General features: G+C 55.8%; 20 protein-coding genes. 17 read left to right on the top strand and 3 right to left on the bottom strand.

Translation table 11 applies throughout. The features are described 5' to 3' along the window. The first annotated feature begins 110 nt into the window (after positions 1-110). The 15 genes from Q1B15_RS06285 (at position 111) to Q1B15_RS06215 (ending at position 12,482) form a co-directional block, all read left to right on the top strand. Entirely contained in the window at positions 111-503 is a 393-nt protein-coding gene (locus tag Q1B15_RS06285; protein ID WP_299751736.1) for a TadE family protein, read from the top strand. A gap of 9 nt (positions 504-512) precedes the next feature. Further along, positions 513-923 (top strand): TadE family protein, encoded by a 411-nt coding sequence (locus Q1B15_RS06280; RefSeq protein ID WP_299751733.1) that lies wholly within the window; start codon positions 513-515, stop codon positions 921-923. A 1-nt stretch (position 924) separates the two neighbouring features. Then, positions 925-2,259: a Tad domain-containing protein gene (locus tag Q1B15_RS06275; RefSeq protein ID WP_299751730.1), complete on the top strand. Its 1,335-nt coding sequence runs from the start codon at positions 925-927 to the stop codon at positions 2,257-2,259. 306 nt (positions 2,260-2,565) lie between these two features. Continuing rightward, positions 2,566-2,988 (top strand): TadE/TadG family type IV pilus assembly protein, encoded by a 423-nt coding sequence (locus tag Q1B15_RS06270; protein WP_299751727.1) that lies wholly within the window; start codon positions 2,566-2,568, stop codon positions 2,986-2,988. Between the two features lie 2 nt (positions 2,989-2,990). Then, positions 2,991-3,440, top strand: a complete 450-nt coding sequence (locus tag Q1B15_RS06265; RefSeq protein ID WP_299751724.1) for a TadE family protein — start codon at positions 2,991-2,993, stop codon at positions 3,438-3,440. Between the two features lie 68 nt (positions 3,441-3,508). Continuing rightward, complete coding sequence (locus Q1B15_RS06260) at positions 3,509-4,948, top strand: Tad domain-containing protein (protein ID WP_299751721.1); 1,440 nt, start codon at positions 3,509-3,511, stop codon at positions 4,946-4,948. 87 nt (positions 4,949-5,035) lie between these two features. After that, positions 5,036-7,003 carry a DNA primase gene (gene dnaG, locus Q1B15_RS06255; protein ID WP_299751718.1) on the top strand — a complete coding sequence of 656 codons (1,968 nt, stop codon included), beginning with the start codon at positions 5,036-5,038 and terminating at the stop codon, positions 7,001-7,003. A 109-nt stretch (positions 7,004-7,112) separates the two neighbouring features. After that, entirely contained in the window at positions 7,113-9,089 is a 1,977-nt protein-coding gene (gene rpoD, locus Q1B15_RS06250) for an RNA polymerase sigma factor RpoD (RefSeq protein WP_299751715.1), read from the top strand. Between the two features lie 294 nt (positions 9,090-9,383). Then, positions 9,384-9,725, top strand: a complete 342-nt coding sequence (locus tag Q1B15_RS06245; RefSeq protein ID WP_366141685.1) for a type II toxin-antitoxin system death-on-curing family toxin — start codon at positions 9,384-9,386, stop codon at positions 9,723-9,725. A gap of 67 nt (positions 9,726-9,792) precedes the next feature. Continuing rightward, positions 9,793-10,068 (top strand): HlyU family transcriptional regulator, encoded by a 276-nt coding sequence (locus Q1B15_RS06240; protein WP_299751712.1) that lies wholly within the window; start codon positions 9,793-9,795, stop codon positions 10,066-10,068. Positions 10,069-10,078: 10 nt separating this feature from the next. Continuing rightward, positions 10,079-10,432 carry a YigZ family protein gene (locus tag Q1B15_RS06235; protein ID WP_299751709.1) on the top strand — a complete coding sequence of 118 codons (354 nt, stop codon included), beginning with the start codon at positions 10,079-10,081 and terminating at the stop codon, positions 10,430-10,432. 57 nt (positions 10,433-10,489) lie between these two features. Then, complete coding sequence (locus Q1B15_RS06230; RefSeq protein WP_299751706.1) at positions 10,490-10,642, top strand: hypothetical protein; 153 nt, start codon at positions 10,490-10,492, stop codon at positions 10,640-10,642. Between the two features lie 82 nt (positions 10,643-10,724). After that, a complete protein-coding gene (locus tag Q1B15_RS06225) occupies positions 10,725-11,462 on the top strand; it encodes a hypothetical protein (protein WP_299751703.1) in 738 nt (245 codons plus the stop codon). Between the two features lie 64 nt (positions 11,463-11,526). Then, positions 11,527-12,075, top strand: a complete 549-nt coding sequence (locus tag Q1B15_RS06220; RefSeq protein ID WP_299751700.1) for a hypothetical protein — start codon at positions 11,527-11,529, stop codon at positions 12,073-12,075. Then, positions 12,072-12,482, top strand: coding sequence for a secondary thiamine-phosphate synthase enzyme YjbQ (locus Q1B15_RS06215; RefSeq protein ID WP_299751697.1), 411 nt, complete (start codon positions 12,072-12,074; stop codon positions 12,480-12,482). Before Q1B15_RS06220 ends, Q1B15_RS06215 begins: the two co-directional genes overlap by 4 nt. 26 nt (positions 12,483-12,508) lie before the next feature. Here the strand turns inward: Q1B15_RS06215 and Q1B15_RS23365 are convergent, their stop codons facing one another. Then, entirely contained in the window at positions 12,509-12,658 is a 150-nt protein-coding gene (locus Q1B15_RS23365) for a dodecin domain-containing protein (RefSeq protein WP_366141684.1), read from the bottom strand. Between the two features lie 289 nt (positions 12,659-12,947). Between Q1B15_RS23365 and nrdR the strand changes: the two genes are divergently transcribed. Further along, entirely contained in the window at positions 12,948-13,412 is a 465-nt protein-coding gene (nrdR, locus tag Q1B15_RS06210) for a transcriptional regulator NrdR (protein WP_299751694.1), read from the top strand. Next, positions 13,409-14,506, top strand: a complete 1,098-nt coding sequence (ribD, locus tag Q1B15_RS06205) for a bifunctional diaminohydroxyphosphoribosylaminopyrimidine deaminase/5-amino-6-(5-phosphoribosylamino)uracil reductase RibD (RefSeq protein ID WP_366141683.1) — start codon at positions 13,409-13,411, stop codon at positions 14,504-14,506. The genes nrdR and ribD overlap by 4 nt, the downstream gene beginning before the upstream one ends. Here ribD and Q1B15_RS06200 read toward each other — a convergent pair. Together Q1B15_RS06200 and Q1B15_RS06195 are read right to left on the bottom strand one after the other, a co-directional pair. After that, the gene (locus Q1B15_RS06200) at positions 14,503-16,449 is read right to left on the bottom strand and encodes a capsular polysaccharide biosynthesis protein (RefSeq protein WP_299751691.1); all 1,947 of its coding nucleotides are present in this window, start codon (positions 16,447-16,449) and stop codon (positions 14,503-14,505) included. The genes ribD and Q1B15_RS06200 overlap by 4 nt on opposite strands. 44 nt (positions 16,450-16,493) lie before the next feature. Then, positions 16,494-17,624, bottom strand: a complete 1,131-nt coding sequence (locus Q1B15_RS06195; protein ID WP_299751688.1) for a polysaccharide biosynthesis/export family protein — start codon at positions 17,622-17,624, stop codon at positions 16,494-16,496. Positions 17,625-17,871 lie beyond the last annotated feature (247 nt).

Below are 17,871 nucleotides of genomic sequence, written 5' to 3'. Positions count from 1 at the left end.
CGTTTTTATGGCGCTAAATAGACCTCTGAAAAAGTAGATCCTCTCCCCCCGGATCCCCCTTTATGGAGTGTTTAGGTATGACGTTGCCAGTGCCATTGCGGCGTTTCTTCTTGAATCGATTTCTTCGCGAAGCCGATGGAGCGATTACTGTGGAAGCTGTCCTTTGGGTCCCGGTTTACCTCGTGTTTTTCGCACTCATCACCGATGTGTCGCTGATGTTCCACGGCTATTCCAAGGCGCTGCGGGTCGCACAGGACACCAATCGTCAAGCGTCAACGGGGTATTATGTTGAGGAGACAGATCTTGAGGCGATAACGCTAGCCAATCTCCAGTCTTTTGCGCCGAACGCCACGGTGAAAACCACGCTGGACGAACTCGCAGCGTCGCCGCACGTGATCACCAATATCTCGGTTCCGTCGAGCGATCTGTTGGCTGTTGGCCTAATCGGCGTTTTCGCCGAGATCAACATTCAGGTGTCGTCCGTTCACCTGCTGGAGCTTTAGAGCATGGGTATGAATTTCCGCCGCCTCCGCAGACGGAGCATCCGTTTTCACAAAGACACCGACGGTGTCGTTTCCGTCGAGGCTGTAATCTGGCTGCCGTTTTTCATCTTTTTTCTGTTTGGCATTGTTGAAATGTCTTTGGTCTTCCACGGCCAGGCGCGCGCGCTGCAGGTCGCTCAAGATGCAAACCGCAGTTTCTCTGTTGGGGAGTTTGCCACTGCCGATGAAACCGCAACATGGGCAAAAGCCTCGTTGGAAGGGTTCAGCGACGACATCAAAACCGTCACTTGGCTTGACCGCGGTGTGATCACCACGGCAATTCGCATCCCGGCCGCCGACCTTGCCGGCAACCTTGGCATCTTCTCGATGCTGTCAAACCTCTACATCACCGTCACGTCACAACAGGTTCTGGAGTTCTGATATGAAACTCAATACCCCCCAAGACGCCCCGTCGAACGTGGCGTTCTCAGAGGATGAGAGTGGTGTGATCACCGTTCTCAACCTGTTTTTCGTCCTTGTCATGGCGATCATCGGGGGGATCGCAATTGACGTTTCCAGCCTTATTCAGGCGCGCACCCAGCTTCAGGTCGCTGCCGATACAGCCGCGCATGCAGCTCTCTATACACGCGATTCCGAAGACCAATTTGTCGCCAAGCAAGAAGCGCTGGATATCGCGTCCGCCATGATGCCAACAGGGCGCTACGGCAATGTGCTGCGCACCGAGAACATCCACTTTGGCACCTACGACAAGGCGACCAAGCAGTTTAATATTGATGAAAACAGACGCGAGGCCGTCTACGTCAAGACCGACCGTTTGTCTGAAAACGCCAATCCTGTGACCAGTTTCCTACTGCAATTGGTTGGTTTCAGCGAATGGGATGTGATCACCACATCGGTGTTCGAAACTTACCGTCCGACGTGTCTGCGCGAGGGCTTCGTTGCGGAAAACGTTGTCGACATTCAGTCGAACAACGGCTTCATGAACGGCTTTTGCATCCATTCGAACAGCCACGTATCCGCCAACCAGAATAACGTATTCGAAGCTGGTACAATCGTTTCGATGCCCAACATGAGTGACCTCGACATCACTGAATCAGGTTTCGAGAAAAATGAAGGACTTGAAGCTGCGCTTCGCGAGGGTCGTCTGCGGCTGCGGATTTTTGCGCGCCTTAAGCAAATCGAAGCCGGCATGACGGATACGAACTCGCGCTATTACCGCTCTTATATTAAAAACGATAGCCCACTCAAGATAGACCTTACCGATAACAATAACCTAGTGAAGATGTCTGATCTCACCCCCGGCCGCGTGCACGAGCTGAACTGTACACAATCCAATGGAGGCATCACTATGGATGGAGAAATCTTTTCTAAAATCGTGATCATCACGAATTGCCCGGTCAAAATGTCGGCGACGACTGCCTTCGAAGAGGCGACAGTGATTACCAAGGACGATAGCGCCAGTTCTTATACTGCACCGTCAGGCCTGCGTCTTGGCAAGGACGACAATTGCGCTGACGGCGGCGGCGCACAGCTGCTGACCTACGGCGGAATTGCGAACGCAGCGAAAGTTGAGATGTATGGCTCGCAGATTGTTGCGGTTGGGTCGGTAAATTTTGCGGCCGCCAACGATGGTATCGAAGGCGCCTCCATTATCTCGGCAAACGAAATTGATGTTACGTCAGGCTCATCCATGGCGTTTTGTGGCTCAGGAATGGATTCCATCTTCGAGGTCGAATACTTCCGCATGGCCGGCTGACACCCCGGGGGGACACGGGGTTTGAGGGGCGCGTGCTTTCGGGTGCGCGTCCCTCACTCATTTGAAGCGGCTTTTCCCCAACCAACCACCAACATCGCCCGAAACGGCGCCGGGCGCCTATGTTCGGGGTGCTTCAACAATGACGGCGCTACGACCTGTATCAGTTAGCCCGTTAGAAACAGACTTCTAAATTGATCTTCAACTTGACACAGACCCGCCTGGTTTTGGGGTGCTTGGACGTAATTTCGCCAAAACTGCCTGTGATCTGTGGTGGAGACACAAACACAATTACATATTGAAATCATTATGCTTTTTAAAATCTTTAGAGACTTTCTCTCTACCCCGGTTGCGACACGCTTCAAGCGTTCAGAAAGTGGCACTGTCACTGTCGAGGCGGTGCTTTGGGTGCCGGTCTATCTGTTCTTCTTTGTCTTTATTGCAGACGTCTCGTTGATCTTCCACGGTCAGGCGAAGGCGACGCGCATTGCCTATGACGGCAATCGCATGGCCTCGGTCGGGGTGTTTGAGACGGCAATTGAAACGAAGGACGCTGTGCTTGGACGCATTCAGGCCTTTAGCCCGAGTGCATCGGTCAACACGGTTTTTGGCACCGACGATATCACCACCACCGTCACAATGCCCGCCGCTGACCTGGCCGCGATTGGTTTGATACCGCGGATCGTCAACATCGATGTCAGTGTTTCCTCTGTTCACATGAAGGACGTATAGAAATGCCTTCTGTGTCTTCTCTGAATACCCGCCTGCATCGCTTCATTGATGGGTTGCGACGCGCAGAGCGCGCGCCGTTTTGGCGCCGTGAAAACGGGAGTGTTACAATCGAAATGGTGCTTTGGGTGCCATTCTTCGTGATCACTCTTATGGCGTGCGGTCAACTTGCCCTCGTCTTCTTTGGACAGGCCATTGCGCTTGATGCAGCGCAAAATGCAACACGCGCCTTTTCTGTTGGAATGACGACGACCGAAGCGGAAGTTGTGGCCCAAGTGCGGGCAGAACTGGCCGGCATCAGCTCCAATGTCTCCGTCACGTCGTTCGTGACCGACGAATTGATCACCACTGTCGTCACAGTCCCCGCACGCGACTTTGGCGGTCCGCTGAAATTCATTACTCAATTTTCAAATCTAAATGTGCAGGTTGTTGCACAACAATTTACGGAGGCATGAGGATGCAATCGCGTTTGAAATCCTTAAAGATCCACGCCTTACAACATCGCACCTGTGAAGAGGGTGGTATGTCCATCCTCAACCTTTATTTCTTGATGGCGACGGCAATCTTTGGCGGTATCGCTATCGACGTGGCAAACTTGGTCGCGGCGAAAAACCAGCTCCAGGTTGCCGCCGATGTCGCATCCCATGCGGCGATCGTGTCGCTGAAGGCTGGCGAAGACGTCGATACCTCCAAGGACACGGCACTTGAATATGCCAGGCTGAACATGCCGGCTGGCCGGTATGGCGAAGTCCTCCGCCTCGAAAACATTCACTTCGGGTCCTACTTTTATTCTACCGGTTCGTTTCAAATCGACGACACGCGCAGCGAGGCCGTTTGGGTAAGCACCGACCGCCTTCTCGAAAACGCCAATCCTGTCGGCAGCTTCTTGCTGAGGCTTGTCGGGTTCAGCACATTCGACGTGCGGACACCTGCGGTATTCGTGAACGGCGACCCTCCCTGTATCGGCGCAGGATTTTTCGCAAATGGTCGTGTCGATATGCAGTCGAACAACGAATTTTATGGCGCCTTCTGTATTAGTTCGGGTTACCAAATCGAATTCAATCAAAATAATTACTTCCAACAGGTTGTTGGGAATGAGATGGACGACGATGTCATCGTCGCGATGCCCGCTCTATCCAATCTAATCGTCCCTGGGGGGGCGTTGGACTTGGGGTCGTTGCACCCTGGGGCGCCGGAACCGGGGGCGTCAGGATTTCAGCAAAATGAAGGCCTCTGGGAGGCGCGACGCGATGGGGCAGGAACATTTGACGTTGACGCGTTCATCGATGAAATTGTTGCCGGCATTCAAAAATCCGGTACTGAACACACGCGCTCGTTTATTGAAAATTCAGATAGCTGGGAAACAGTAAATGTGACCTCTGGCGCTTCGAACGGAAATGGCAAAGGCGGCAGCAATGGCAAGGGCGGCGGCAAAGGGAATAAATCAGAGCCCAGTCCGATCAGCCCAGAAAATTGCACAACATTTTCTGTTGCCTGTCTGCGGCCGGATGCAATCAATCGGGTTAACTGCGTGGGTGACGATCTCACTATCCCCGCGGAAACTTTCAGTAATGTCGTGGTTATCACCGATTGTAATCTGAAATTCGCCAACGGCGCTATTTTGATGAATGCGACGTTTATCACTGAAAGCATCGACGATAGCTCGATCAGTTCGCCGCAGGGTCTGCAAGTCGGTGATGAGGATGGCTGCACCGTCGGTGGCGGAGCGCAGCTGATCACCTATGGGAGCATGAAAACTGCCTCGAAGTTGTCGCTTTTTGGCAGTCAAATCATTGCTGCAGGCGATGTGAACTTCGCAGCGCAAGCAAATGGTTTCCATGGAGCGTCTGTGATCGCAGGAGGCGAAATTGATGGGACGTCGAATTCGCAGTTCTACGGCTGTCCGCCAGATACGAGCGACGGCAATTTCTCCAAGGGAAGCCGTCCGCGCCTCGCGAGGTGATCGCGATACATCAGATTGTAAGCGGGCGCTTTTGGGCGCCCGTTTTCGTGTGTGGACTCCTTTGGCGCCACGGCCGATATTAACACCATGAGTCTGCCCCCCGGTTTCCTTGACGAACTAAAGACCCGCGCCTCAATGTCTCAGGTGGCTGGGCGCAAAGTCATGTGGGACACGCGAAAGTCCAATCAGGGCAAGGGGGATATGTGGTCACCGTGTCCCTTCCACCAGGAAAAAACTGCGTCATTTCATGTGGATGACCGCAAAGGCTTCTACTATTGCTTCGGCTGTCACGCCAAGGGCGATGTGGTCAGTTTTGTGCAGGAAACCGAGAACGTGTCCTTCATGGAAGCGGTGGAAATCATCGCGCGCGAGGCTGGCATGCAGATGCCGGCGCGGGACCCGAAAGAGCAGGAAAAGGCCGACCGCCGCACGCAACTTGCCGATGTTATGGAACAAGCAATCCAGTTTTTCCGCCTGAACCTTAAGACCAACGGCGCGGCTCCTGCGCGCGACTATTTGCAAGGACGGGGTCTCAACGAGGCTGCACTTGAGCGCTGGAATATCGGTTTTGCGCCAGATGGTTGGCAGGGTCTTTGGGATCATTTGACAGGAAAAGGCGTCGCGGAGGACCTGATTTTGGCGGCGGGTCTTGCCAAGCCTTCCAACCAAGGCAAACGCCCCTACGATACATTCCGCAACCGCATCATGTTTCCGATCCGCGATCCCCGTGGGCGCGCTACCGCATTCGGTGGCCGCGCGATGGACCCAAATGATAAAGCCAAATACCTGAATTCGCCCGAGACCGAACTTTTTGATAAGGGCCGCAGTCTTTATAATCACGGGCCCGCCCGTGAAGCCGCGGGTAAGGGCCAGCCCCTTTTGGTTGCGGAAGGCTATATGGACGTGATCGCGCTGTCAGAAGCTGGGTTCACTTCGACCGTGGCGCCGCTTGGTACAGCCGTCACTGAAGACCAGCTTCAGCTTTTGTGGCGCATTTCGGATGAGCCGATTATCGCGCTGGATGGCGACAAGGCCGGCATCCGTGCCGCGATGCGCTTGGTGGATATTGCGCTCCCTTTGATCGAGGCCGGCAAGTCGCTGCGTTTTTGTCTCATGCCCGAAGGTCTCGACCCCGATGACCTGATCCGCGCTGGAGGGGCAGGGGCTATGCGCCGCCACTTGGATCAGGCCATACCGATGGTCCAGCTTTTGTGGCGACGCGAAACCGAGGGCAAATCCTTCGACAGCCCCGAGCGAAAAGCGGCCCTTGACCGAACCCTGCGTGAGGCCATTCGGCAGGTGCGTGACCCATCGCTTCGAGGTCATTATAACGATGAAATCAATCGCTTACGTCGAACGCTTTTTGACGGAAATCGCGTCCAGCAGGGCTTTAAAGGCAACCGATATAACCGTGGAACCTTCACCAAGGGCTTTGGGAAACCCATCCCTATCCCGATGGCCGAGACAAAATCAAGCGCACTTGCCGCAGCTGGCACCGCCTTTGAAGACCAACTTCGCGAGGCCGTAATCCTTGCGACCTTGGTGCGTCACCCCGATCTGGTCGACCGCTTTACCGCCGATCTTGAACGCCTTAGCACCAGTCGGCCCGAGCATGATGCAGTGCGCGCAGCGCTTCTGCAGACCGGTGGCGCCAATTCCGATGAATTAGCTTTGATTTGCGGGGCCGACGCCCTTGAAAAACTGACCCATGCGCGCCATGTGCGTATTGCACCGGGAGTACGCTCCGGGGCGCAACAGGATGTTGCCGAAATGTCGGTGGCCGAGGAGCTTGCAAAAATTGCGGCCCGCCGTGGCGCGATTCGCGAGCTTGATGACGCCCTTGAAGATTTCTCCGGCGCCGCTGACGAGGTTTTGACGACCCGGCTGCGGCAGGCGGCGGAAGCCCGCAACAACAGTGAGAAGTCCGGATCGGACGATCGTGCAGAATACGATCTCGGGCCGAATGGGGCCCGGGTGAAACGGGAAGAAAAGCAAAAGTTGAGTTCACTTTTAGACCAGATAGATTTCTCAAAAGGGCGCCGTGACACGCCGTAGTATTTCTGCGTATGTCGACAACAAAAGCAGGGCTATGGGTTGTGATTCTCTGATTCGCACTAGATGATTCGCCTAGGCCCGAATCACACGATTTTCTTGGGAGTGCCGAATGGCTGCCAAAGACAACGACGACCGTAAGAACGACGATCAGGACGCCGAAGGCGGGCTCGACATGAGCCAGGCCGCCGTCAAAAAGATGATCGGCGATGCCCGCGAGAAGGGCTACATCACCTATGACGAGCTGAACAAAGTTCTGCCGCCGGATCAGGTGTCCTCCGAACAAATCGAAGACGTGATGTCTATGTTGTCTGAAATGGGCATCAACATCATCGAAGACGAAGAAGGCGAAGACGACGACAAAGGCGCGACCGATCTTGTCCAGGCGGCGAACTCGCGCGAAGTCGCTGTCTCCACGACCGAGACCGAGAAGCTTGACCGCACCGATGACCCGGTACGCATGTACCTGCGCGAAATGGGCTCGGTCGAACTTCTGTCCCGCGAGGGCGAGATCGCGATCGCAAAGCGGATCGAAGCCGGTCGCAAAACGATGATTGAAGGGCTTTGCGAGAGCCCTCTGACCTTCCAGGCCATCACAATCTGGCGCGACGAACTTCTAAGCGAAGACATTTTGCTGCGCGACGTGATCGACCTTGAGACCACTTTCGGCAATACAATCGGCGAAGAAGAGGGCGCCGCACCGGCCGTGGCCACTGCCGCTGCGCCTGCTGCCGAAACCAAATCCGACGAACAGGAACTCGACGCTGACGGCAATCCGATCCAGGAAGATGACGACGAAGACGAGGACGAAGCTGCCAACATGTCGCTTGCCGCCATGGAAGCCGCGCTAAAGCCCCGCGTGCTTGAGATGCTTGAAGTGATTGCGCACCACTACAATGAACTGTCGGAAATGCAGGATTCGCGCATGTCCGCGACGCTGAACGAAGATGACAGGTTCTCTGAGAAGGCTGAAAACGCCTACCAGAAATTGCGCTCGGAAATCGTCGAATTAGTGAACGAACTTCACCTGCACAACAACCGTATTGAAGCCCTGATCGACCAGCTTTACGGCATCAACCGCCGGATCATGTCGATTGACAGCAACATGGTTAAGCTCGCCGACCAGGCGCGCATCAACCGACGCGAATTCATCGACGCTTATCGTGGTTACGAACTTGACCCGAATTGGCTTGAGCGCATGGGCGAAAAGCCCGGTCGCGGCTGGCAAACGCTTCTTGAGCGATCTACCCCGAAAATCGAAGAGCTACGCGGCGAGATGGCGCAAGTCGGCCAGTACGTCGGCGTCGATGTCCCTGAATTCCGCCGCATCGTGCAGCAGGTTCAGAAGGGCGAAAAAGAGGCCCGTCAGGCCAAGAAAGAAATGGTCGAAGCAAACCTGCGTCTCGTCATTTCGATTGCTAAGAAGTATACCAACCGTGGCCTTCAATTCCTTGATCTTATTCAGGAAGGCAACATCGGCTTGATGAAGGCCGTCGATAAATTTGAATACCGTCGCGGCTACAAATTCTCGACCTATGCCACGTGGTGGATCCGTCAGGCGATTACGCGTTCGATCGCGGATCAGGCCCGCACGATCCGTATCCCGGTCCACATGATCGAGACGATCAACAAGCTTGTCCGCACGGGGCGGCAAATGCTTCACGAGATCGGCCGCGAGCCGACGCCGGAAGAACTGGCCGCAAAGCTGCAAATGCCGCTTGAGAAGGTCCGCAAGGTGATGAAAATCGCCAAGGAGCCTATCAGCCTTGAGACGCCGATTGGCGACGAAGAAGACAGCCAGCTTGGCGATTTCATCGAAGACAAGAACGCGATTCTGCCTTTGGACTCCGCTATTCAGGAGAACCTGAAGGAAACCACTACGCGCGTATTGGCCTCGCTCACTCCGCGTGAAGAACGGGTTCTGCGCATGCGTTTCGGCATTGGCATGAATACCGACCACACGCTTGAGGAAGTCGGCCAGCAATTCAGCGTAACGCGTGAGCGTATTCGTCAGATCGAGGCGAAGGCACTGCGGAAGTTGAAGCACCCAAGCCGGTCGCGGAAGTTAAGGTCGTTCTTGGATCAGTAAAGGCGCATGAAGCTGCCGCTTCTTGGCCTTTCATTGATTTCTTGAAATCAAGTTACTCGGTTGGGATATACAAATGTATGTCCAGCGAGGCGCAAATCATGATCGAAACCAGATCCGAAAAGTCGGCAATTCATCTGTCATGACTCTGACATCTGAAGTGCTAACGATCCTGGATGCAAAGCCTGGGGGCACAGTTTTCGTGGCGTGCGGCGACGATGGGTGTCTCAAAATAATTGCGAACGATCCCAAAGTCACGCAGGCTTTGAATGCCAGTTGAAGCACTTTTCGTCGCTCATGACAGACAGATTTCACGACATGGCGGGCGCCTGGAATTCGAGATGCAGATCTGCTTCACGGCGGTACGATCGCGGGAGAAATCTCGGAGTACATGGCACGCGCGATGCCTTTGATCTTACAGTGGCCTATGCTTTTGGTGTTGCAAAGGCGAATGGGTTTGTCGATGGGAACAAAAGAACCGCCTTCGTCGCGGCATTCACCTTCCTGCGCCTGAACGGATATGCGTTTCGCCCCGAGCCCTACACCGGCGTGCGGATGATAGAAGAGCTTGCCGCATCCACCGTCGCGGAATCAGATTTGGCCAAGTGGCTGCGCACCAACGCGTCTTCGCTGGGCTGATCCCTTCACATCTCTCGCTCAATCCGCCAGGCTGTGAGCCAACCAAACCAAAATCCGGAGCCAGCCTATGTCCCTCTTGAAAAAACTCTTCGGTGGCGGCACCCCGTCAAAATCCACCTACAAACCGGAAACCTACAAAGACTTCATAATCACACCCGATCCTTTGCCAGCAGACGGCCAGCACCGCATTTCGGCGCGCATCGAAAAAGAGATCAACGGCGAAATGAAATCCCACCACCTTATCCGCGCAGACACATTAATGAGTGCCGAAGCCGCCGCAGAAGCTTCGATCGACAAGGCGAAAACTGTGATCGACCAACAAGGCGACCGGCTTTTCACCTAAGCCTGAACCGGTGCAAACCTTTGATAGTATTCTTACCGATCGCGGATCGAAATACGCGGTCTCTGGCGCGCCTGCGTCATCGAAAGACGACATTCAAGCTGCTCTTAAGGTGCTATGCGGCAACAAGAAGTTCGCCAAGGCCACCCACAACACGTGGGCTGCTATTCTCGACGGCACGCCGATCAAAAACGATGACGGAGAAGCCGGGGCGGGGATGGTTATCTTGCGCATGCTTGAACGCGAAGATCTTCAAAATCACGTTATCGTCGTCACGCGATGGTACGGCGGCAAGCATCTTGGAGGCGACCGCTTTCGCCATGTGCAAGACTGTGTGCGCCATTATTTTGACAACCGCGACACCTGATTTTTTCAGGTTTGGGGCAATGCCAAAATCTGCTAGCTTGTGCGGACAGAACCGATATTGCTCACATTCTATGCTGCGGCATGCGGGATCCTTGGCGTCGTTGCCCCAAAGCTTGGCGACTTTCTTGCGCGCCTTTTGATCGGTGCGTTTGTCGGGATCATTGCGGGGATCCTTCTGCCGTCTGTACGGGGCATTCTCACTGGTTATTGACCCCAAATTGCCAATTTCCCGGCACAGTCCCGCCTCAACCGGGCATTAAACCGGGAAAATGATTAAGACGCTGCACATAGTAATGAACGCGCCGGACACGACACCTCCGGCAATTATTCATGCCGCTAACACGATCGCGCTTGAGGGTACTGGTGCCACGCCCGTTGCCATGATCACCCAAAGTCTCGCGGGAAGTTGGCCGAGTCTTTTGATCGGCGTCGGGCTTTTGTGTGCGGTTCTGCTGATTGTGAAGCGCATCACGCGAAACGCGCGCAATCGAAGAAATCTTAGAAACGAGGGCGGTGAAAGTTTTGCAGCGTCTGTCGAAATCCCCCCCTATGTCGACACGTCGCAACTTGCGGCCGTTGCGGCCGACATTGACCCGGAGGCGGCGGTTGAACGTTTATCGGACGCCTGGATGACGGCCCGACGAAAGATCGAAGCCAATCCGCTTTACAGCCCGAACAAGAATGAGTGCATGGCCCGCGACGCAGTTGAAATCGAGCGTATTTTTTGCGGCGGACAGCTTGCAAAAAGCCTCGCAAAACAATCACCTGAGGCGTTCGAGCGTTTTGCGTCTACAGCGCAAGCGCTAGGCTCTGCCACGCTCGCTGATCTGATCCGCGCGGCCAGAACCCTCGCTATCAAGGGCCACTCGCCGGATATGCAGGATCAACCCCGCACGGGCGAGGCGTGGACCGCATTTCGCAGGCAAATATCGGATCTAGAAGCGCGACTTCAGGCGGCCAATACGGCTCAAGGCAGTGGCGGCCGTGTGGTGACACTTGCTGATGCGTATATGGGCCAAGTCACGGCCTGAGCCGCCGATCATCGCTTTGAAATTCGAAGTACCGTCGATCTGAAAACCGCGATAGTTACGTCGGATGGATCGCCTGTCTGCCCACTTTACGCTTACCGTTGCGACGTCGTCCGATGCCCTGATCGCACGCGCTTTTGACGACGCGCCACAGACATGGGCAAGCGCGGAAGAACAGTCGCTTTTCTTCCGCGATGTCGAAGCTGCTGACTGGGCCATCATGGGCAAGAATACTCATTTGGCTGCTGACAAACCGCATCGCCGGCGCATAGTTTTCTCAACGAAGACAAGTGGATGGCAGCGTCCAGCACAGTTTTGGTGTGACCCTACGCATCTGACACCTTTCGATCTGATCGCCAAGGTCGCTCATATTCGTCCGCTGCAAAACGGTCTGATTCTGGGGGGTACGCGCGTTCATGACTGGTTTCTTGCGCACAACGCCATTCATAAGGTTAACCTGACGGTCGAGCCGGTAAGCTTTGTGAAAGGCCTGCCTGTCTTTTCTGGCCAAGAAGGGGTGGATCCGTTGAAGATATTCACGGATCGCGGCTTTAAAATTCAATCCGAAAAGGCCCTCAACTCGGCTGGCACGCTGTATTACGAGCTTGCGGCATGACCCATCTGCTGACGATTTCGACGAACGGGCCCGGATTGTATGAGTTCACGGATGACATCAAACCGCTCGCAAAAGGGGACGGAACGCTCACTATTTTCGTGCGTCACACCTCGTGCTCTTTGTTGATTCAGGAAAACGCCGACCCCGAAGTCCGTTCAGATCTTCAAGCCTTCTTCCACAATTTGGTGCCGCCCACCGACGACCCACGCATGTCCTATCTGACCCACACTTCCGAAGGGCCAGACGATATGCCGGCGCACATCAAGGCCGCCATGCTTCCGGTTTCCTTGACCATTCCTGTCATATCAGGGCGATTAGCGCTGGGGACATGGCAGGGTATTTACCTTTTCGAACATCGTCACAAACCGCACGAAAGACAGGTTGCCGTCGCCATGTCACTTGGGTGACCGCTAGCCGTGTTCTCGGACGAAGGTCACCAGCATGTTGATCTGATAGTGGACGACTTTGCCGTCATTGATGGACACAGATTGTTTTTTATCCAAGCCGTTTTCAGATTGCGCAAAGTCTTGTGCCCGGGCGCGATGCTTTGAGCGACAGCGTCGTCAAAGCTATCCTGTGACATGGCTGATATTTTTGGTTACGCGGGCTAATGATATCTGATTTCCCTCTAATAATTTGTAAGAACACGGCCACAATGAAAGCTATCAATGTAGGCCTCAAACCGTCGATATAGCCACCGGCGCGCCTTCGCTTGGGATGTGTGAAAGAGCTTGGCGGTGCAATCGCGCAACGCATCGGGTGTCGCCTATCTGGTGGGTGAATTTCGACACTACCCAAAATCAGGGCGGTCGCCTATAGTCCCTGTGGATAAAGGGGGGCCTACCCCCAATGATGGCAGGGAGAAGTGGTGGATGCGCTGCCCGTTTTGCGGAAATATAGATACTCAGGTGAAAGACTCGCGTCCTGCGGAAGATCATGTTGCCATTCGGCGGCGTCGGTTCTGCCCCGCTTGCGCCGGTCGCTTTACGACTTACGAGCGGGTGCAACTGCGTGATCTTGTGGTCATCAAATCCAACGGCAAGCGCGAAGATTTTGATCGCGACAAACTTGAGCGTTCAATCCGCATCGCCTTGCAAAAGCGCCCTGTAGAACTGGAGCGCATGGATCAGATGATTTCTGGTATCGTGCGGCGGCTTGAAAGCATGGGCGAGACAGACATCCCGTCGACTACAATCGGCGAGATAGTGATGGAATCACTCGCGCGGATCGATACGGTTGCCTATGTGCGTTTTGCCAGTGTTTACAAGAACTTCCAGGCCGCGGACGACTTCGATAAATTCGTGAGCGAATTGCGCCCTCCCGCAAAAGACGAGTGAGCGACGACGACACAGCTCACATGCGCCATGCGCTGAGCCTTGCCGCGCGCGGCTTGGGTCGTGTGTGGCCCAACCCTGCCGTCGGTTGTGTCATCGTTAACCAGGGTCGTGTTGTGGGCCGTGGTCGGACGGCTGATGGCGGTCGCCCTCATGCAGAAACAGTGGCCCTGAAACAAGCAGGAGACCATGCCAAGGGCGCAACTGCCTTTGTCACGCTTGAACCCTGCGCACATCAAGGCGAGACGCCGGCTTGCGCTAAATCTTTGATTGAAAGCGAAATTGCGCGCGTTGTCGTCGCTTGTGAAGATCCCGATCCCCGCGTTTCAGGCCGCGGCATATCGATGCTGTCGAAGGCTGGGCTTCGGGTTGAAACGGGATGTCTTGGTAAGGACGCCAAAGAGCTGCAGCGCGGTTTCCTGACACGCGTTAACCATGGGCGACCGACATTAACCCTAAAACTCGCCATGACTTTGGATGGCCGCATTGCAACAGCTTCGGGCGAGAGCAAATGGATCACCGGGGCCCACGCGCGTCGTGCGGTCCATGCGTTGCGCGCATCCCACGACGCAGTCATGGTCGGGGCGGGGACGGTGCGCGCTGACAACCCCGACTTGACGGTGCGCGATCTTGGCGAGACGCGCCAGCCCGTCCGTATCGTCACCTCGCGGCATCTTCGCCTGTCGCAAGACAGCCGGCTTTTCGAAAGCGCCGAAGATGTGCCGGTTTGGATCGTCTGCGATGCGTCGATGCGTTCATCCGCCGAGGCCAAAGTCTGGGAAGCTGCGGGTGCGCGGTTAATCTTAGTTGGCTCGAATGGGGCGCATCTTTCGCCGGATGAAATGCTTCAGGCGCTTGGTCAGGCTGGATTGACCCGTGTTTTTTGCGAAGGAGGGGGGATGCTTGCGGCATCTCTTTTGTCTGCTGACCTTGTGGATGAACTTATTGTTTTCGTTGCAGGAAAGTTGATTGGCGCAGAAGGCCAACCTGGCGTCGGACCCCTTGGACTATCGGCTTTGGCGGAAGCGCCAGCCTTCGATCTGGTGGAGGTCGCGCCCGTTGGCGCTGACGTGATGCAACGCTGGCGGCGGTCTTAGGGGCGCAAGCCGACGGTGCGTTTCATCAATTGTTGCAATAGAGAAAGCCGCGAAGTTTTCGCGGGCGCGTCCTTCATTCGTACAAGGTAGTCGACCGCTTGCTCGGGCGAAAATGGATCGCCTCTTTCAGGGTCGAAGTAGCGCGGATAACCGATCAAAGCGGCATGGGCCAAGCCGATCACTTCTGGTCCGGAACCACGATGTGCGGGCTGTGCAACATGGTCATTCGTCAGCCCCCAACCGGCATAAAAAGGCATTCCCGTGCAGGTGACCGATTTGCCGCGGATCAACGCCTCGAACCCCATTGTGGATGTGATGGTCCAAAGCTCGTTCGCCAGATCAATCGCGGCGCGCGGGCTGATGTTGACAAGTTCGACATCGGCCAAACCTTCCAGATCAGCCGTCGAAATCGCGCCTTCTCGCAGCCCCGCTTCGACATCGGGGTGGGGTTTCCAAAGGATGCGTGCATTCGGTCGCGCGGCCAGCGCGGCGCGCAATAAGTCAAGGTTTGTGCGTACCTTTCCGGCGCCCAGAAGCACGGACGCATCGTCTTCGACCTGTCCGACGACCAGCACATTCACAGGCCCGTCGGCCAAAGGCGCCGGTTCGTCGTTCATGTTGTATTTGGTCAAGCCAACGGCAAGCATACGGTCCAAAAGGCGGCGCGCGCGTTCGATTTCTGCTTCGGGCAAGCTCACAGAACTCGTGATAAGGCTGTCCAGATCGGTCGGTTTCGACGGATCGAAGTAGTTGCCGTTCCGGTCAATCGATAAAGACACGGGAGCGACCAGCGCCGCCCCCAATCCCCGTGATCTGAGAAACCCGTCCTCAACCCGAAGCGCGCCATCCGGAGCATCGGACGTCCCCCAGGCGATAATCTTGCGCCCGGATTTTGAAGCCTTGCGGCTCGCGGCTCGCGGCGAGTTTGCAAAGATCATTGGCGTCACGGACCCAAAGGCGCGTTTGAAAAGCGGACGCTTCCATCGCTGTATTCCGGTCCCGACATAACCCGCGCGATCCTCGCGCCAAGCACGCGCCCGCGCGGCCAAAGCGGCAATCACGTCTTCCACTTCGCACAACCGATCAGACGCGGGATCATACCAAGTAGGATACAGGATCATCGCACCTGCAAACAACTGCGCGCGCGTCAACTCGCGGCCTCTTCGCGCCGCGGGCACCGCGTCCAAGGTGCGCCCCCAACCGGCATAAAACGGCAAGCCGAAAACGCGGGGTTTGTGACCCGCGAAGATCGCTTCAAAGCCAAGGGTCGACGAATGGGTATAGACTGCAACCGCGCCCTCAAAAAGCGTCCATGGGCTGACGGGTTCGGTCAATAAACGCGCGCGATCAATGCCAAGGTTGCCGTCATAGTGACCGGGTCGCGCGCCCGCAACGCTTTCGGGATGGGCTTTGATCAGAATGTCCGAGGCGGGGTTCTCGTCCGCCGCCACCATAAGCATTTCTGCAAATTCATTGCGCCCTGCGCCCTGAAGGGCCGTGTCATCACGCGTTTGATCAATTACCACGACATAGCCCGGATCCGGAACGTCCAAAGACGGATCGTATCCAGAGTATTTCCCAAGGTGCCAATACTTTAGCTGTTCGATTGACGCGCGCGCGCGGTTCAAAAGCGGGGTGTCGTCCAAGGGCGATGTTCTTAAAAGTGTTTCAAGATCAGATGCAGCAGAGCCGTCGAAATGGACCCCCGTCGTATCGATCGAAAGGCCGACTGGGGTCTCGTCGCGGATGCGTCCGGGCAGAACCGAGCGCAAAAATGCGTCCTCGACAGTCACCACCGGAGCATCGCTCCATCCGGCTACCGCTTCACCGCGCCATGCCGTTGGGGATTGTCCCCAAACGCCGACATGATCGCCGTCTTCGGGCACACCCGTGCCGACATTCCACCCGGCCAACTCAAGAATGCGGCGCGCAGGGCGCTGCATTAAAATTTCACCGTTGTAGACGCAAAGGCGCCCTTTGGCGTTGGTCACTCGATTAGTTGGTCGACGGACGAGGCCGTTTGCAACGGACCCAATACCGCCGACAGAACCTTGCTGAATTGGGTGTACGGCGCTTCGGTGACATAGACCGTGTCAGCGTCACGGATCGCGAAATCGCGGGCGATAAAGACGCCATTCGGGCTAGTCATATCAAGCACATAGATCATCCGCTGCGGTCCGATCAGGTCGCCGCGGCCCAAAACGATGTTCGCAATTTCCGCAGGTTCGTTGCGGAAAACAAAGACACCTGTCGGATCGGCGATCCCAGTCGATAGACCGCCAACGCGGGCCAAAGCTTCGATCGCAGAAATGCTCTGGGTCTCAAACGGCACCTTCTGTTGTGCGCCTGTTGCGCCCAAAGCAGTGAAGAACCGCGTGTCCTCTTCGACCAAAATCCGGTCGCCGCCCCTTAGAGCGACATCAAGTTTTGGGTCGGTATAGAGGTCCTGCAACCAGATCGTGCCTTTGTGCGCGCCGCGCATCAGGGTGATCTGTGTAATTTCTGGTGGCAAAGTAATACCGCCTGCGGTGGCGAGCATCGCGGTTAGAGTGCGGTTCGGTCGTTCAATTGCATAAACGCCTTGCGCGCCGACGCCGCCGATCAAAGATACGGTCGCCCCGTCACCCGCCATGCGACGGATTACAACTTGTGGATCCGGGGTCTGGGCTTCGAGTTTTTCAGTGATAATGCGGCGCACGGCCTCGGTTGTGTTGCCGGATGCACGGATACGGCCCGCGTAGGGCACAAAGATAAACCCGGCACTGTCGACCTGAATTTCTTCAAGCGCCGAACCACCCGCAGACGCGCTGGCCAACAGGCCGTCCTCCACGTTTTCCCAGATGGTCAGACCCAAAGTGTCGCCTGGACGGATCACGTCCGACCCCAACGCGGCAGCACTTGTCAGACCTTCGGCGAACCCAAGCGCCGGGATCACCGACGTCATCGCGGTCACCTGATCGTCCACTGTTACAACGAAAGAATCGCCCTGCCGCTGTACGGCGCCCGAGAAAATCTCGTTCTTGGTGGGGCCTGATCTTGGAAGCGCGCATCCAGCCAAAAGCGTGGTGGCGACGCAAAGGGCGACAAAACGCGCCCGGCGTTTGCTTTTAAGTCTCACTGCTCGGTCTCCTCGACCTTATTTTTTTGCCTGCCTCGGCTATTTTGTAGGAATCCTAGCCAGCGAATTGCGCGAATTCCAGCATAATCACGGGCGTTTATGTGACGACGCGAATGTGTTGCCGGGCGGACGCAGGGCAATTGCGCAGGGCGTCGTAGGGGCTGCCCGGGTCCAGCAGGAGGTCTCGAAGGCGTCTCAAAAGCGTATTTCGTGGAGCATTTGAATAAAATCCGCCTGAGATTTGTGA

This window comes from uncultured Boseongicola sp., from assembly GCF_937988555.1.
GTDB lineage: Bacteria > Pseudomonadota > Alphaproteobacteria > Rhodobacterales > Rhodobacteraceae > Boseongicola.
This window is presented reverse-complemented; position numbering and strand designations above follow the sequence as displayed.

Coding starts and splice junctions, on each gene's coding strand:
- Q1B15_RS23365 (WP_366141684.1), bottom strand. CDS start 12,658: ATGTCACAGGATAGCTTTGACGACGCTGTCGCTCAAAGCATCGCGCCC.
- Q1B15_RS06270 (WP_299751727.1), top strand. CDS start 2,566: ATGCTTTTTAAAATCTTTAGAGACTTTCTCTCTACCCCGGTTGCGACA.
- Q1B15_RS06265 (WP_299751724.1), top strand. CDS start 2,991: ATGCCTTCTGTGTCTTCTCTGAATACCCGCCTGCATCGCTTCATTGAT.
- Q1B15_RS06200 (WP_299751691.1), bottom strand. CDS start 16,449: ATGCAGCGCCCTGCGCGCCGCATTCTTGAGTTGGCCGGGTGGAATGTC.
- Q1B15_RS06245 (WP_366141685.1), top strand. CDS start 9,384: ATGACAGACAGATTTCACGACATGGCGGGCGCCTGGAATTCGAGATGC.
- Q1B15_RS06240 (WP_299751712.1), top strand. CDS start 9,793: ATGTCCCTCTTGAAAAAACTCTTCGGTGGCGGCACCCCGTCAAAATCC.
- Q1B15_RS06275 (WP_299751730.1), top strand. CDS start 925: ATGAAACTCAATACCCCCCAAGACGCCCCGTCGAACGTGGCGTTCTCA.
- Q1B15_RS06260 (WP_299751721.1), top strand. CDS start 3,509: ATGTCCATCCTCAACCTTTATTTCTTGATGGCGACGGCAATCTTTGGC.
- Q1B15_RS06215 (WP_299751697.1), top strand. CDS start 12,072: ATGACCCATCTGCTGACGATTTCGACGAACGGGCCCGGATTGTATGAG.
- rpoD (WP_299751715.1), top strand. CDS start 7,113: ATGGCTGCCAAAGACAACGACGACCGTAAGAACGACGATCAGGACGCC.
- Q1B15_RS06225 (WP_299751703.1), top strand. CDS start 10,725: ATGAACGCGCCGGACACGACACCTCCGGCAATTATTCATGCCGCTAAC.
- Q1B15_RS06280 (WP_299751733.1), top strand. CDS start 513: ATGAATTTCCGCCGCCTCCGCAGACGGAGCATCCGTTTTCACAAAGAC.
- nrdR (WP_299751694.1), top strand. CDS start 12,948: ATGCGCTGCCCGTTTTGCGGAAATATAGATACTCAGGTGAAAGACTCG.
- Q1B15_RS06220 (WP_299751700.1), top strand. CDS start 11,527: ATGGATCGCCTGTCTGCCCACTTTACGCTTACCGTTGCGACGTCGTCC.
- dnaG (WP_299751718.1), top strand. CDS start 5,036: ATGAGTCTGCCCCCCGGTTTCCTTGACGAACTAAAGACCCGCGCCTCA.